Source organism: Faecalibacterium sp. BCRC 81149 (genome assembly GCF_022750605.1).
Classification (GTDB): domain Bacteria; phylum Bacillota; class Clostridia; order Oscillospirales; family Ruminococcaceae; genus Faecalibacterium; species Faecalibacterium duncaniae.
In genome coordinates this window covers 55,427-69,927 of the sequence record NZ_QXJA01000003.1, presented here as the reverse complement: position 1 = coordinate 69,927, position 14,501 = coordinate 55,427, and the positions used below count along the sequence as shown (strand labels likewise).

Genomic DNA, 14,501 nt, shown 5'->3' with positions numbered 1-14,501 from the left:
ATGATGCTATGAACAACAAAAAGATCTCTCTCCCCAGAACCCCTGCTGAGTGGCTGGAAGCGGTGATGAACTTCATCTTCTTCCTCTGCGGCATCCTGGCGGTGGGCTGTGTGCTCCTGATCTCGGTGTACATGGTCCTCTCCGGTGTGCCTGCCATCCAGAAGATCGGGCTGTTCCGGTTCCTGTTCGGCACCCGGTGGGCTTCCACCGCCGCCGACCCGGCCTACGGCATCCTGCCCTTCATCCTGTCCAGCGTTTACGGCACGCTGGGTGCCACCGTGATCGGTGTGCCCATTGGCCTGCTGACGGCGGTGTTCCTCTCCAAGGCCGCAGGCCCGAAGGTGCGCACCGTGGTCGTGACCGCTATTGAGCTGCTGAGCGGCATCCCCAGCGTGGTGTTCGGCCTGCTGGGCATGCAGGTGCTGGTGCCCGCCGTGGCCAAGGCCTTTGGCAAGGCCTCCGGTGCCTGCCTGCTGAGCGCCATCGTGGTGCTGGCGGTGATGATCCTGCCCAGCATCGTGTCGGTGTCGGTCACAGCGCTCAACGCTGTGCCGCCGGAGTATGAGCAGGGCAGCCTGGCTCTGGGAGCAACGGATGTCGAGACCTGGTTCAAGGTCAGCGTCCCCGCTGCCAGGAGCGGCATTGCCGCCGGTATCGTGCTGGGCATCGGCCGCGCCATCGGCGAGGCCATGGCCGTGATGATGGTGGCTGGCAACAGCCCCAACATGCCGGACAGCCTGTTCTTCAGCGTCACCTTCCTGACCACCGCCATTGCCAAGGAGATGAGCTACGCCAGCGGCCTGCAGAAACAGGCGCTGTTCAGCATTGCGCTGGTACTGTTCGTCTTTATCATGGGCATCAATATCCTGCTCAATGTGGTGCTGAAGGGAGGAAAGCGCGATGAATAACAGTGCTTCTGCCTCCCGCCGCACCTGGAACCGCGTGATGAACGCTCTGGTCCGGGCCTCGGCTGTGCTGGTCATCGTACTGGTGGCAGGCATTCTGGGCATGGTGCTGGTGCGGGGCATCCCGCACATCAGCTGGAAATTCCTGACCACCACCGCCAGTGTGCTGAAGGGCACGGACGGCATCCTGCCTGCGATCCTCAACACGCTGTATGTCATCCTGCTGACGCTTTTGATCGTACTGCCGCTGGGTGTGGGCGCGGCCGTTTACCTGACCGAGTACGCCCGGAACCGCAAGGTCATTTCGGTGATCGAGTTCACCAACGAGACGCTGGCGGGCATCCCCAGTATCATTTACGGTCTGGTGGGAATGCTGGTGTTCGCCCAGACACTGGGCTTCCAGACCTGCCTGCTCTCCGGCAGCCTGACGCTGGTGATCATGAACCTGCCCACCATCATCCGCACCACCCAGGAATCCCTGAAAACGGTGCCCCAGGGCTACCGTGAGGGTGCGCTGGGTCTGGGCGCGGGCAAATGGCACATCATCCGCACCATCGTGCTGCCCTGCAGCATCGACGGCATCGTGACCGGCTGCATCCTGGCCGTGGGCCGCATCGTGGGCGAAAGCGCCGCGCTGCTCTTCACCGCCGGTGCTGCCGAGGTCATTGCCAACGGCGTGATCAAGGCCTACACCTCCAACGGTGCCACCCTGTCGGTGCTGCTTTATCTCCGTGCCTTTGAGGACGGCGATTTCGACTCCGCCTGGGCCATCGGCGCAGTGCTGCTGGTGCTGGTGCTTGCCATCAATCTGGCAGCCCGGCTGGCCAAAACCAAACTGAAACAGAAACAGTAAATAACTCCCTCCGTCATCGCTGCGCGATGCCACCTCCCTCACGGAGGGAGGCTTATCCTGCCCGCAACGCAAAAGGCTCCCTCTCAGAGGGAGCTGGCGCGGCATAGCCGCGACTGAGGGAGTCAATACAAGAGGAAAACTATGGAAAACGTATCACCCATTATCACAGCCAAAAACCTGAATCTCTGGTACGGGGATTTCAAGGCGCTGAAAGATATTTCGCTGGACATGGGCGAGCGGGAGATCACGGCCCTCATCGGCCCCTCCGGCTGCGGCAAGTCCACCTTCCTGAAGACCCTGAACCGGATGAACGACCTTGTGCCCGGGGTTCGCATCGAGGGCGATGTCCGCCTGAAAGGGCAGGATATCTTTGCCCGCGAGATGCAGCCCACCGAGCTGCGCCGCCGGGTGGGCATGGTGTTCCAGAAGGCCAACCCCTTCCCCATGAGCATCTACGATAACATCACCTACGGCCCCAGGCTGCACGGTGTGCACAATAAGGCAGAGCTGGACGAGCTGGTGGAAAGCTCCCTGAAGGGTGCCGCCCTCTGGAACGAGGTCAAGGACCGCCTGAAAAAGAGTGCCCTGGGCCTTTCCGGCGGCCAGCAGCAGCGCCTGTGCATTGCCCGCGCCCTGGCTGTCAAGCCCGAAGTCCTGCTGATGGATGAGCCCACCAGCGCCCTGGACCCCGGCTCCACCATGAAGGTGGAGGAGCTGATGAGCGAGCTGAAAAAAAACTACACCGTGGTCATCGTGACCCATAACATGCAGCAGGCAGCCCGTATCAGCGACCGCACCGCCTTCTTCCTGCTGGGCGAGCTGGTGGAAGCCGGTCCAACGGCGCAGATCTTCAGCACCCCGCAGGATAAGCGCACCGAGGATTACATTTCGGGCCGGTTCGGCTAAGGAGAAAAACGCAATGAGCAACCGCACACAATACGAAAACGACCTTGCCGCCCTGAAAACGGCCCTGGCCGAGATGGGTCAGAGCGCTGCCGATGCCGTGGAAGCTGCAATGGAAGCCCTCTGCACCGCCGATGCCGAGGCTGCCGCCGCCGTGGTGCAGGGCGATGGCCGCATCAACAACATGGAGCGGGACATTGAGCACCGCTGCATGACCCTGCTGCTCCGCCAGCAGCCGGTGGCAGGTGACCTGCGCCGCATCTCCACCGCCATGAAGGTGGTCACGGATGTGGAGCGCATCGGTGACCATGCCTCCGATATCGCGGAGATCATCCCTCATCTGGTCATTGTCCGCAAGGAGGGCGACCCTGCTGTGAGCCAGGCCATCAGGATGGGCCAGAAGGCGCACAAGATGATCCTGGATGCCCTGAATGCCCTGACCTCTGAGAATGAGCAGGCCGCCCTCAGGGTCATTGCCGCCGACGATGAGGTGGACTATGATTTCAACGCCATCAAGCATACGCTGGCGCAGGAGATCGCCGCCGACCCCGGCAAGGTGGATGCCGCCCTGGATCTGCTCATGGTCATCAAGTACCTGGAGCGCATCGGCGACCACGCCGTGAATCTGGCCGAGTGGGTGGAGTTCGTCCGCAGCGGGCGTTATCATAACGAAAATATGTTCTGATCTTTTGTTTCCGTTCTCCTGCAAAAGAGCTGCCGCATCCCCTGCGGCGGCTCTTTTGCGTTAGAAACCTCTCCGTCACCTTCGGTGACACCTCTCCTGATAGGAGAGGCAAGACAAGCAGCGTGTACCTGGCTCCCCTATTAGGGGAGCTGGCGCAACGCGCCTGAGAGGTTCAGTTTACAAAAAAATTTGAGCTATTTGCAATTATTTCTGTGCCCCGCCCGTATTATAGGCAGAAAGGCTTCCCCAGAAAGCCTGATGAACTGGCTGCGGCGGGTGTCCGGCATCCCCCTGTCCCCGCCCGCCGCTGCCGCAACGGAGGGTTTTACGCTATGGTACAGACCAAGAATTTCCCGCTGGAAACGCGCGGCGAGGCGGTCAGCCGCGAAGCGCTGGTCCAGGCGGCATTACAGGAGATCACCCAGAATTACCGCGAAGCAAGCCTTTCCAATGTGGCCCGCAGCTACGGCGTTTCGCTGGCGTATGTCAGCGAGTGCGTCCGGGCCCAGACCGGAAAGACCTATAAGGAGCTGCTGCAGAAGCACCGGATGGAGACCGCCGCCCGCCTGCTGCGCCGCAGCGACCTGAACATCCAGCAGATCATCACCCAGGTGGGCTACGAGAACACCAGCTACTTCTACCGCCTGTTCCATGAGCGGTATGGCCAGAGCCCCCGGGAGTACCGCCGGGCACGCAGCCAGCGCACATAAGTGCATCAGTGAACGACCCTCTCCGCCTTTGCAGCAGGCTTTGACGGAGAGGGTCGTTTTGTGTTATATTAAAGCAGAACGATCAGGGCGGGCGGCGGCCTGCCGGAAGAGAGGTTGGATGAAGATGTTTCGTGGAGCAAGACGTGCAGATCTGGATGCGATCCTGAAAATTTATGCCCGCGCCCGGCAGGCGATGGCGGATTCCGGCAACCCTACCCAGTGGGGAGATCATTTTCCGCCGCAGGAGCTGCTGGAAGAGGACATTGATTCCAACCGGCTCTTCCTCTACCTTGTAAACGGCGAGCTGGAGGGCGTGTTTGCCTTCATCCTTGGCCCGGACCCCACCTATGCCCGGATCGAGGATGGCAAGTGGCTGAACGATACCCTGCCCTACGGCACCATCCACCGGCTGGCTTCGGCGGGCAGGCACCCCGGCGTTGCCGCTGCTGTGATCACCTGGTGCCTGGAGCACTGCGAGAGCCTGCGGGCCGACACCCACGCCGACAACAAGATCATGCAGCACCTGCTGGAAGAAAACGGCTTTACCAGGTGCGGCATCATCCATGTGGAGGATGGCACGCCCCGCATTGCCTACCAGAAAATGTCCCTTACCCTGCCTTTGCGCCGGGATTGAACCGCAAAAATGCGCCGCCCCACAAATGATGGAGCGGCGCTGTTTTTATGCGGTTCTGTCAGCCGTGGAAGGGAGCGGGTGCGCCTGTGTTCAGGAAGCGGCAGCTGCTGCCGGAGCTTCCGGGGCGGGCTGCTCTGCCGCAGTTTCTTCCGGCGTGGGCTGGAAATACTTCTCGTACAGCTCCATGCCGATGCGGTAGCCCTGCCACACGATGACCGCCGTGCCTGCACCGGCCACGCCGATGATGGCGGCAGTGCCCAGAATGCTGGGCTCACTCTCGATGGTGGCATCCCGGTACTGGGCCTCCACGGTCACGATGCTGTCCTTGGCCACGCTGCCCGCCGGGATGGTAAAGCTCTCCTCGTTGTAGGCGACCGCCGGGTTGCCCAGCAGGCTGGCTTCATCTATGGCCCACAGGTCGAACACCATGCCCTCGGGCACGGCGCTCTGGTTCAGCGTCACCTTGACCTCGGCATCCACCGGCACGCTGGCGCTGGTCATGGCTTCGCCGCCGTTGTAGGTGAACGTGCCGCCTTTCACCGTCAGGGTGTAGGTGGGGGCTTCGGGTTCGGGCTCGGGTTTGGGTTCGGGCTTCGGGTCGGGAACAACGATTTTGGTCGAGTTCAACTCCACATCGCTGTCGGGCATCTCAAAGCATACCACTTTTTTGTTGGTTTCACCGTTCAGGTAGTAGCTGCTGAATGCATCGCCGATTTTTTGACCGTTGATATTTGTAATATCTACATTGGATTCTACGGTGAGGACGGTGCCTGCATAAGAATACAGATCCCATGCGGAGCCCTGAACCAAATCATGGGTGGTCTCATTGTAAACAAGAGGAAGTGTATCGTTTACCTTCAGGATGGCTCCATCTTTTACGGTAACAGAGCGATAATCGCCACTGAGCGCAGTATCGCTTACTACGGTGCTCCCTAAGAGTTTGTTGAGCACACTATCCTTTCCGTTGAATGCACCGCCGGTTATCGTTCCGTCATTATAAAGCAAACCGGCTGCAAATGTGCCGCCCTCGATTTCATGCGTTTTAGTAGAATCACCCTTAGGCCAACCATTTGCTACCAGAGTATTGAAAATGCCATCTTCAATGATGCCATATTCATTGACAATGCCGCAGTTCACTGCATCCAACGGGCCGATTTTATTGACGGGGTCGGTAAATCGGAAGTTGTAGGTTTTTCCGCCGGTCAGATACAGTGTGCTTTGGCTCATGCCATCGGAGCTTTATTAACTTTCCAGCCGTCACCACAATAATTATAATAATTGCCATTGGGCTCAAAAGGAGCATTGCCTATAACCGGTGTGCCATCACTGTCCATGATAAGGGGCAAATCGTAAGAAGCCTGGTTCAGTATGATATCCGCTTCCGGATCAAGAGCACTCACAGAATTAAGAAATTCTATATTGATGCACACGGTTTTTTTGTTGGAAGAATCCGGAGGATATATAGGATCATCGTTTTCCAATAAAATGCGGTTGATATCAAGGATAGGTTCACTGGCGGTAATGGTATTATTCCCGGTCTTGACTGCATAAAGCGTGTTGCCCCAATCGGACGCAAGACCATTGACTGCTGTGATAGAACCGGTTCCGTTCAGGGTGACTGTTTTGAATGTGCCTGCACCTTTGGGCTCTTTCGCAAATGCGCCGCCGGTCAGCGTTGCACCGGATTCAACCACCAAGTGGACATTCGGGTTCAGGGGGCGCAGTGCGTTTTTCTCACCGGAGAAATCATAACTGTCGCTTTTCAGCGTCAGCGTGCCATTCTCAAACTTCCAGCCGTTGCCGCTGTAATCCCGGGTGCCGCCTTCGGTGCCAACGGGGTAGCCGTTTTCGTCGATCACCAGCCGGGTCAGCTTGCTCAGGGTAACGGTGGCCGCATTGGCGGGTGGTGCGGTGAAAGTGACAGAAAAATAACCCGTACCATCATCGTAATATCTTGCACTTGGTGCCCAATCTTCTAACAAACAATGTGTGTCGTTTGTGTTTCCGAATGTAACATCAATAGGAAATAATATTGCTTGACGGTTAAGGAAAAAAATATGGATGGTGATGCTGGTATTATGGTCGGAATTGGGAATGACATAACCGCTTGAGCCGAGACCATTGATTGTTGCGTAGCGAATCTCATAGCTGCCATTATTCTGATTCACATTCAAGGTATAGCCTTTATGGACAGTGCCACCTGTTGGTTTTTTACGAAAAATGCCGCCCTTTATGGCGCCGTTGTTGGTAACGGTAGATTTAAACGTGCCATTTTCAATCGTGCCAGTGGGGTCATTGGTAATGGGATCAAAAAAAGTGCCGCCGGTAATAGTACCATGATTTATAACGGGCATTGAGTAAGTTCCACTCGTTATAGTGCCATAATTGGTAATACTGGAACCAGGATTTTCGGTGTCCCAAAAATTACCATTTTCAATCGTTGCGTGTTCCCCTATGATGGCAGAACATAAAATACTGATTGGATCCTGACGGATGCTTCCGAGATCTGTCAAATCATAAGTAGTAGGGCTTTCGGGGGCGATGGTCAAAACTTTAGCTGTGCCATCATAGCTCCAGTCCTTACCGGTATAAATTTCGTGCTCATCAGAATTGATTGTAGGAGTTATACCATTGAGAACCGGATAACCAGACTGAATTTGTAAAGGTTTCAAGTTGGAGCCGCCTTCCTCCGCCCACGCTGTGATTGCCGACACAGGCAGGAGCGTTACCGCCATGCACAGCGCCACCAGAAGGCTAATAAGTCGTTTCTTCATAGGGGGTCCCTCACTTTCTTTGGGCCGGAAGTGGAGCTCCGGCAAAAATGGATGCTCTCACTTCCTTAAATACACGCCGCGCGAAATCCTTTCACCTTTTTTCAAAAAAATTTGAAAAAAAAAAAAAAGAAAAACCAGAATGCTGAGGTGGTGGCATCTCCTGACGATTGTGACCGAGCGCTCCCGGATACTTCTGATGAAGTGTGCGGGGGCGTTTTTTCGTGGAACTGGGGGCTTGTGGAGCGGGGGCAATCGTTCTATAATACAAGCTGTGAAATGAATCACAAAAGGGGTGGAACGTATGGACAAAAAACTGAACGAGGCCGTGGCGGCGCTGCGGCCCCAGATGGTGGCGGCGCTCCAGCGGCTGGTGCGCAGGCGCAGTGTGGAGGCTGACCCGCTGCCGGGCAAGCCCTTTGGCGAGGAGGTGGATGCCTGCTTTGCCGAGGCGCTGGCCCTCTGCCATGAGCTGGGCTTTGAGACCACCGACATGGATCGGTACATCGGCTGGTGCGAGATCGGCACCGGGGACGAGATGGTGGCGGTGCTGGGGCATCTGGACGTGGTGCCCGAGGGCGAGGGCTGGCATCACCCGCCCTACGCCGCCGAGATCGAGGGCGGCAGGCTGTATGGCCGGGGTTCCATTGACGACAAAGGCCCGGTGGTGGCCAGCCTGTTCGCGCTGAAGGCCATCCGGGATCTGGGCATTCCGCTCAACCGCCGTGTCCGGCTGCTGTTCGGCCTGAACGAGGAGACCAACGACCGGGACGTGCTGTACTACAAGGCCCACGGCGGGGAGATCCCGGTGCTGGGCTTCACCCCGGACGGCGAGTATCCGCTCATCAACGGCGAAAAGGGCATCCTGAACGAGAGCTATGCCGTTCAGCTGCACCAGACCGGTGCCTGGCGGCTGAACAGGGTGCAGGGCGGCGTGGCCGGCAATGTGGTGCCGGACTACGCCTGCGCTGCGCTGACCGCCCCGACGGGAGCCTCCCTGCCGGAGGCGGAGCACATCACCGTGACAGCCATCCCCGGCGGCTATCAGGTGGAAGCGGTGGGCGTTTCGGCCCACGGCAGCCACCCGGAGCAGGGCGAAAACGCCATCGGGCGGCTGGTGTGCTACCTTGACCGGCTGCCGCTGGAGGGGGATGCAAAACAGGCCGTGCACTTTCTGGCTGAAAAGCTGGGCACCGACCCCTACGGCGAGCGTCTGCTGGGCCACCGGCTGGAGGATGCGCTCTCCGGCCCCATGAGCTGCAACTGGGGGCTGATCGAGGGCGACGCGCAGCATCTGTGGGTCAAGCTGAACTACCGCTATCCCGTGACCATGGAACGGGCAGACTGCCAGCCCGCTGTGCAGGCCGCCTTTGAGGCCGCAGGCTGGGCGCTGGATGGGCAGGTGCACAAGGAAAAGCTCTACTACCCTGCCGAGACCCCGCTGGTCAGCGCCCTGCTGGAGGTTTACCGGGATGCCACCGGCGACAACGCCCCGCCCAAGTGCATCGGCGGCGGCACCTACGCCAAGATGCTGCCCAATGTGGTGGCCTTTGGCCCCCTGTTCGCGGGCGACCCGGTCACAGAGCATCAGCCCGATGAATGCATCGATCTGGAACGTCTGGTGCAGAACGCCCAGATCATTGCAAACGCCATTGTCAAGCTGGCAAACCTGCCGCTGGAATAAGAAGGAGGACGGGACTATGAAGATCACGCAGGTGCGGCTGGGCCGCATTTCTACCCCGCTGCGGGTGCCGTTCAAAACGGCACTGCGCACTGTGAACAGCGTTGAGGATGTTATCGTGGAGCTCCACACCGATACCGGTGCGGTGGGCTACGGCGAAGCACCCCCGACCGGTGTTATCACCGGCGACACCACCGGGGCCATCCTCGGTGCCATTCAGGATCATATCGCCCCTGCCCTGCTGGGCCGCGACCTCGATGAGTTCGAGGATCTGACCGCCGCCGTGCAGAAGGCGCTTATCCACAATACCAGCGCCAAGGCCGCTGTGGACATGGCCCTGTGGGATCTGCTGGGCCAGAAGTACAGCGCCCCTGTCTACCGGATGCTGGGCGGTGCCCGCAGGAACATCGTGACCGATATCACCATCAGTGTCAACCCGCCGGAGGAGATGGCCCGGGATGCCCGCACCGCCGTCCAGCGCGGCTACGACTGCCTGAAGGTCAAGGTTGGTATCGACCCTGAGCTGGATGTGGCCCGCCTTGCCGCGGTGCGGCAGGCCGTGGGCCGGGACATCAGGCTCCGCATTGATGCCAATCAGGCCTGGAACGCCAAGCAGGCGGTCCGCATCCTGAACCAGATGCAGGAGAAGGGGCTGGACATCGAGTTCGTGGAGCAGCCCGTGCCCGCCGCAGACCTTGAGGGGATGCAGTATGTCACCCGCCATGCCGATGTGCCCGTGCTGGCCGACGAGAGCGTGTTCAGCCCGGCAGATGCCCTGCGGATCATGCAGACCGGCGCGGCCGACCTGGTGAACATCAAGCTGATGAAGTGCGGCGGCATCACCAATGCCCTGCGCATTGCCGCCGCCGCTGAGGTGTATGGCGTGGAGTGCATGATCGGCTGTATGCTGGAAGCAAAGATCTCGGTCAACGCCGCTGTGGAGCTGGCCTGCGCCAAGAAGATCATCACCAAGATCGACCTCGACGGCCCGGTGCTCTGCAGCGAGGACCACATCCTCGGCGGTGCCGTGTTCGACGAAAAGAACATCACCGTCTCCGACGCGCCCGGCATGGGCATTCAGGGCTTTGTACCCGGCAAGGTGTCCTATCTCGACTAAAACCGGAACAGACCGCATCCCGAAACACACGGGGTGCGGTCTCTTTTTGTGAATCTGTATTTCATATACGGACAGTGAAAAAAGCTCGTGTCTGTATATGTTGAAATGAAAAACAAAAAAAGCGGGCAAAATCTTTGACTTTTTGGCCTGCGAGGCGTATAATCGTACTTGTTCCGTGTAGAGGAATGGGAAAACTGTGCGCGATAGGCGCACAATCTGGATAGGGGAGTGGAAAAGTTATGAAAACGTTGAAAGCGGTTGCGGCAAGGTACAACGCCACCAGCCTGATCCTGCGCATCGTCATCGGCCTTGCGGTCGGTGTGGTGCTGGCACTGGCGGTGCCCGGTGCGGGCTGGGTGGAAGAGTTCGGCAGCCTGTTCGTGGGTGCCCTGAAGGGCATTGCCCCGGTGCTGGTGTTCGTTATCGTGGCCAGTGCGCTGGCGCAGGGCACGTCCAGGCTGGACCGGCGCTTTGGCACGGTCATCTGGCTGTACATGCTCACCACCTTCCTGGCCGCCGCCATTGCGGTGGTGACCAGCTTCCTGTTCCCTCAGACCGTCGTTCTGGCTGAGGCGGCAGAATCCGAGGTGGTGCCCCAGGGTCTGGGCGAGGTGATGAACACTCTGCTCACCAACTTTGTGGCAAACCCCGTCAGTGCTCTGCTGAACGGCAATTACATCGGCATCCTGTTCTGGGCCTGCCTGTTCGGTCTGGCCATGAAGAAGTACGGCGCGGACAGCACCAAGCTGTTCCTGGCGAATACAGCGGATGCAGTTTCCCAGATCGTCCGCTGGATCATCAATCTGGCACCTTTCGGCATCATGGGCCTTGTGTACACCAACGTGTCCAGCAACGGCCTGTCCATCTTTACCCAGTACGGCAGGCTGCTGCTCCTGCTGGTGGGCACCATGCTCTTTATGGCACTGGTCGTCTCGCCCTTCATCATCTTTGTGTACCTGCACTGCAACCCGTATCCGCTGGTGCTCCGCTGCCTGCGTGAATCCGGCCTGACCGCCTTCTTCACCCGCAGCTCTGCCGCCAACATCCCGGTCAATATGGATCTGTGCGAAAAGCTGGGGCTGGATAAGGATATGTATTCCGTCTCCATCCCCCTGGGCGCTACCATCAATATGGATGGTGCCGCCATCACCATTACCATTATGACGCTGGCTGCGGCCAATACGCTGGGCATTCAGGTGTCCCTGCCTGCCGCCATCCTTCTTTCGGTGATGAGCGCTCTGGGTGCCTGCGGCGCTTCCGGCGTGGCTGGCGGCTCCCTGCTGCTGATCCCCATGGCCTGCTCCCTGTTCGGCATCTCCAATGATATCGCCATGCAGATGGTCGGTGTCGGCTTTATCATCGGCGTGGTGCAGGATTCCGTGGAAACTGCCCTGAACTCCGCCGGTGACGTGGAATTTGCCGCCACTGCGGAATATCACCAGTGGCGCAGGGAGGGCAAGCCCCTGCCGGCGTTCCTGTGCAAGTGATGCAAAACTGAAATGGCTTTTCAAAGGCTGCTGTGCTGCTGGCACGGCGGCCTTTTTGTTTGGAACTTTTTTCTGGGCATTTTGCACAGGAAAGCCCTCGTCCTGTTGGAAATTGACGGATTCTGACGGATTTTACACGATAAGAACTCTTTTTGTAGAAGAAATTCTGGGCAAAACGGAGAGAAAATCTGAAAAAACTTTCCAAACAAGGTTTCAATCGTCCATGTATACAAGAACTTTATTTTTCATAAAAAACGTTTTGTGCTAGTTGCGCAAAGAACGAAAGAACGTTAAAAATGTATAACTAAATTCATAGTTTGTTCATAGAATTTATAAAACGATTTCATAATTGAGTGGCATAATATGGCCATCCTCAGAGAGGGGAACAAAAGAACGAAGGGTTCTGAAAGGTTCCGCTCTGAGGATGCAGGGAGATAGAGGCCCTGCCAAAAAACACAATGACATTTACCGATATACGGAGGATATTTATTATGATGAACAAGAACACTGCTATTCTGGACAACACTATGATGGACGCTTACCTGACTGTCACCGAGGGCGTGTCCGATAACTGCGGCATTGGCCTGGCTTTTGCAAGCCTGCTCGAGAGCGCAAAGAAGAACTTTGTCAACCAGAGCAACCGCCGCGCTGTCAATGCAAGCTTTGCCGGCTGATCTTCTCCAATTTGCCGGTTGAAGATTCTCCTTCTTTTTGTTACAGCTGCTGCCACACTGTAATATGAACTGAAAAGCCCGGAACCACCTGCCGCCATAGCAGGTACGGTTCCGGGCTTTTTTGCTGTGTGGGTTCGGTCAGCGCAGGGGTTTTAATCCGTCAGCTTTGCTTTCTGCAGTGCGGCCACGATCAGCGGAATGAGGATGAGCTGCGCCATGATGCCGGGCACGGCAGTGAGCACCGCACCGGACAGGAACGCGCTGAACGGGAAGCCAGAGCCGGACAGACCGGCCAGCACAAAGCGCACCGCACCCCAGACAAGGCGGCCTGCCACCATTGAGGTGACAAGGGTGGCGTAGATCATGGGCAGGGTGTGCTGCACCTTGCGGTACATGAAACCGGCCACAGCGCCGTATGTGGCCAGCTCAAAGGCCATGGCGATGGCAATGGGGTACATCGGGGGCATCCCGAACAGCACCGAGCGGAGCAGCGGGGCGGCAAAGCCCAGTGCCAGGCCCCAGGGGCCGCCCAGCACAAAGCCTGCCAGCAGCACCGGGAAGTGCATGGGGCAGAGCATATTGCCGATCTGAGGCACATGGCCGGTGATCATGGGCAGCACAAAGGCCAGTGCCAGAAACAGTGCGGCCAGCACCAGATCACGGGTCGCGGAACGGGTCTTGGTATTCATCAATGATTCCTCCTGAAAATGCACAGACAAAAAGGGCCTGCCGCCAGCACACGCGCCAGCGGCAGACCCCTTCATGGTGTCTGTTTCAAAATAATGTTTGCGGGGAGAAACACGGGCTTCGGCCCGCAAAGCCCCGGCTTCAGCCGGGAATTGTGCAAAAAGTATAGCAGATGCAAAGCTGCCTTGTCAAGCTCAGCGGATGAGGATAGTTACGGGGCGGTGTTTGCGGATTTTTGAAATTTGTAGATAAAAAAGCAAACAAATTCATCTTATTATATCATACAGCGGCAAAAGATGATATTGCAAAGCGGCCAAAAGCTGCAAAAATGTTTTGCGGGGGCAAAATGAACCTGCATTTTCAACAAAAACGGGAACATTTACAAGCGATTTTGCCAAGGGATGTACATTTTGACGAAAGAACCTTGACGTTTTTGCATAGAATAGATAATATAGACTTGAGAAATAGCGCATCGGGGCGTATGGCCCGGGTGCGTACCATATCCGATGCAAACGCTGAGGTTCATACGGGAGGACCAAAGATGACAAATGCAGAAAAACTTACCCTGGCAAAACACGCCTGCCACATCCGCATGGGCGTGATCGAGGGCACTCACAGCGCCAAGTGCGGCCATCCGGGCGGCAGCCTGGATATCGCCGAGGTGCTGGCGTACCTCTATTTCGTAGAGATGAAGGTGGATCCGAAGGATCCCAAGAACCCTGACCGCGACCGTCTGGTGCTCTCCAAGGGCCATGCGGCCCCGGCGCTGTACGCCGCGCTGGCTGAGCGTGGGTTCTTCCCGGTGGAGGACCTCAAGACCCTGCGCAAGATTGGCAGCTACCTGCAGGGCCACCCCAACATGAACAGTGTGCCGGGCGTGGATATGTCCACCGGCAGTCTGGGTCAGGGCGTGAGCGCCGCCTGCGGCATGGCACTGGGTGCCAAGCACGCCGGTAAGCCCATCAATGTTTACACCATCCTGGGTGACGGCGAGGTGGAAGAGGGCGAGTGCTGGGAAGCCTTTATGTTTGCTTCTCACTACGGCCTGTCCAACCTCTGCGTCATGCTGGACCGCAACCATCTGCAGATCGACGGCACCACCGAGACCGTGATGAACAGCGCCCCGCTGGAGGAGAAGCTGAAGGCCTTCAACTTCAACGTGCTGACCATCAACGGCCACGATTTTGATGCCATTGAGAGCGCCATCGCCGCTTTCCGCGCTGAGAACGAAAAGCCCACCTGCATCATTCTGGATACCCTCAAGGGCAAGGGCGTTTCCTTTATGGAGAACTCCGTTGACTGGCACGGCAAGGGCCCCAACGATGAGGAATACGCACAGGCCATGCAGGAGCTGAATGCAGCTTACGCCGCGCTGGAAGAGGAGGACAAGTAAG

At 57.9% G+C, this 14,501-nt stretch carries 14 protein-coding genes; 11 read left to right on the top strand and 3 right to left on the bottom strand.

Annotated elements, in window-relative coordinates; translation table 11 throughout:
- Window positions 1-8 precede the first annotated feature (8 nt).
- From pstC to D3F01_RS05345, 6 genes are all read left to right on the top strand, one after another.
- The gene (gene pstC / locus D3F01_RS05370; protein WP_242886551.1) at window positions 9-908 is read left to right on the top strand and encodes a phosphate ABC transporter permease subunit PstC; all 900 of its coding nucleotides are present in this window, start codon (window positions 9-11) and stop codon (window positions 906-908) included.
- Window positions 901-1,758, top strand: coding sequence for a phosphate ABC transporter permease PstA (gene pstA / locus D3F01_RS05365; protein WP_242886548.1), 858 nt, complete (start codon window positions 901-903; stop codon window positions 1,756-1,758). Before pstC ends, pstA begins: the two co-directional genes overlap by 8 nt.
- A gap of 141 nt (window positions 1,759-1,899) precedes the next feature.
- Window positions 1,900-2,664 carry a phosphate ABC transporter ATP-binding protein PstB gene (gene pstB / locus D3F01_RS05360; protein WP_117535444.1) on the top strand — a complete coding sequence of 255 codons (765 nt, stop codon included), beginning with the start codon at window positions 1,900-1,902 and terminating at the stop codon, window positions 2,662-2,664.
- Window positions 2,665-2,677: 13 nt separating this feature from the next.
- Complete coding sequence (gene phoU, locus D3F01_RS05355) at window positions 2,678-3,346, top strand: phosphate signaling complex protein PhoU (RefSeq protein ID WP_242886547.1); 669 nt, start codon at window positions 2,678-2,680, stop codon at window positions 3,344-3,346.
- A gap of 332 nt (window positions 3,347-3,678) precedes the next feature.
- Complete coding sequence (locus D3F01_RS05350; RefSeq protein ID WP_035393429.1) at window positions 3,679-4,056, top strand: helix-turn-helix transcriptional regulator; 378 nt, start codon at window positions 3,679-3,681, stop codon at window positions 4,054-4,056.
- A gap of 118 nt (window positions 4,057-4,174) precedes the next feature.
- Entirely contained in the window at window positions 4,175-4,690 is a 516-nt protein-coding gene (locus tag D3F01_RS05345; RefSeq protein WP_005928662.1) for a hypothetical protein, read from the top strand.
- Window positions 4,691-4,780: 90 nt separating this feature from the next.
- Here the strand turns inward: D3F01_RS05345 and D3F01_RS05340 are convergent, their stop codons facing one another.
- Window positions 4,781-5,917 carry a hypothetical protein gene (locus D3F01_RS05340; RefSeq protein ID WP_242886528.1) on the bottom strand — a complete coding sequence of 379 codons (1,137 nt, stop codon included), beginning with the start codon at window positions 5,915-5,917 and terminating at the stop codon, window positions 4,781-4,783.
- The gene (locus D3F01_RS05335; RefSeq protein ID WP_242886525.1) at window positions 5,914-7,464 is read right to left on the bottom strand and encodes a hypothetical protein; all 1,551 of its coding nucleotides are present in this window, start codon (window positions 7,462-7,464) and stop codon (window positions 5,914-5,916) included. Before D3F01_RS05335 ends, D3F01_RS05340 begins: the two co-directional genes overlap by 4 nt.
- Before the next feature lie 301 nt (window positions 7,465-7,765).
- Here D3F01_RS05335 and D3F01_RS05330 point away from each other — a divergent pair, with 301 nt between their 5' ends.
- The 4 genes from D3F01_RS05330 to D3F01_RS05315 all read left to right on the top strand — a co-directional run bounded on the left by D3F01_RS05330 (window position 7,766) and on the right by D3F01_RS05315 (window position 12,420).
- Complete coding sequence (locus D3F01_RS05330) at window positions 7,766-9,145, top strand: Sapep family Mn(2+)-dependent dipeptidase (RefSeq protein WP_242886522.1); 1,380 nt, start codon at window positions 7,766-7,768, stop codon at window positions 9,143-9,145.
- Between the two features lie 16 nt (window positions 9,146-9,161).
- Window positions 9,162-10,259 carry a dipeptide epimerase gene (locus D3F01_RS05325; RefSeq protein WP_242886519.1) on the top strand — a complete coding sequence of 366 codons (1,098 nt, stop codon included), beginning with the start codon at window positions 9,162-9,164 and terminating at the stop codon, window positions 10,257-10,259.
- Window positions 10,260-10,507: 248 nt separating this feature from the next.
- Window positions 10,508-11,746 carry a serine/threonine transporter SstT gene (gene sstT, locus D3F01_RS05320; RefSeq protein ID WP_207658288.1) on the top strand — a complete coding sequence of 413 codons (1,239 nt, stop codon included), beginning with the start codon at window positions 10,508-10,510 and terminating at the stop codon, window positions 11,744-11,746.
- A 491-nt stretch (window positions 11,747-12,237) separates the two neighbouring features.
- Window positions 12,238-12,420, top strand: coding sequence for a hypothetical protein (locus D3F01_RS05315; protein ID WP_035393180.1), 183 nt, complete (start codon window positions 12,238-12,240; stop codon window positions 12,418-12,420).
- 152 nt (window positions 12,421-12,572) lie between these two features.
- Here D3F01_RS05315 and D3F01_RS05310 read toward each other — a convergent pair whose 3' ends face one another.
- Window positions 12,573-13,109, bottom strand: a complete 537-nt coding sequence (locus D3F01_RS05310; RefSeq protein ID WP_242886516.1) for an ECF transporter S component — start codon at window positions 13,107-13,109, stop codon at window positions 12,573-12,575.
- 539 nt (window positions 13,110-13,648) lie between these two features.
- On the opposite strand from D3F01_RS05310, the gene D3F01_RS05305 reads away from it, so the two are divergent.
- The gene (locus D3F01_RS05305; RefSeq protein ID WP_035393178.1) at window positions 13,649-14,500 is read left to right on the top strand and encodes a transketolase; all 852 of its coding nucleotides are present in this window, start codon (window positions 13,649-13,651) and stop codon (window positions 14,498-14,500) included.
- The last annotated feature ends 1 nt before the right edge of the window (window position 14,501 follow it).

Excerpts from the sequence above, each read along its gene's own strand:
- pstB (WP_117535444.1), top strand. The coding sequence starts at position 1,900 with ATGGAAAACGTATCACCCATTATCACAGCCAAAAACCTGAATCTCTGG.
- D3F01_RS05310 (WP_242886516.1), bottom strand. The coding sequence starts at position 13,109 with ATGAATACCAAGACCCGTTCCGCGACCCGTGATCTGGTGCTGGCCGCA.
- D3F01_RS05330 (WP_242886522.1), top strand. The coding sequence starts at position 7,766 with ATGGACAAAAAACTGAACGAGGCCGTGGCGGCGCTGCGGCCCCAGATG.
- D3F01_RS05340 (WP_242886528.1), bottom strand. The coding sequence starts at position 5,917 with ATGAGCCAAAGCACACTGTATCTGACCGGCGGAAAAACCTACAACTTC.
- D3F01_RS05335 (WP_242886525.1), bottom strand. The coding sequence starts at position 7,464 with ATGAAGAAACGACTTATTAGCCTTCTGGTGGCGCTGTGCATGGCGGTA.
- pstC (WP_242886551.1), top strand. The coding sequence starts at position 9 with ATGAACAACAAAAAGATCTCTCTCCCCAGAACCCCTGCTGAGTGGCTG.
- phoU (WP_242886547.1), top strand. The coding sequence starts at position 2,678 with ATGAGCAACCGCACACAATACGAAAACGACCTTGCCGCCCTGAAAACG.
- D3F01_RS05350 (WP_035393429.1), top strand. The coding sequence starts at position 3,679 with ATGGTACAGACCAAGAATTTCCCGCTGGAAACGCGCGGCGAGGCGGTC.
- pstA (WP_242886548.1), top strand. The coding sequence starts at position 901 with ATGAATAACAGTGCTTCTGCCTCCCGCCGCACCTGGAACCGCGTGATG.
- D3F01_RS05305 (WP_035393178.1), top strand. The coding sequence starts at position 13,649 with ATGACAAATGCAGAAAAACTTACCCTGGCAAAACACGCCTGCCACATC.
- D3F01_RS05345 (WP_005928662.1), top strand. The coding sequence starts at position 4,175 with ATGAAGATGTTTCGTGGAGCAAGACGTGCAGATCTGGATGCGATCCTG.
- D3F01_RS05315 (WP_035393180.1), top strand. The coding sequence starts at position 12,238 with ATGATGAACAAGAACACTGCTATTCTGGACAACACTATGATGGACGCT.
- D3F01_RS05325 (WP_242886519.1), top strand. The coding sequence starts at position 9,162 with ATGAAGATCACGCAGGTGCGGCTGGGCCGCATTTCTACCCCGCTGCGG.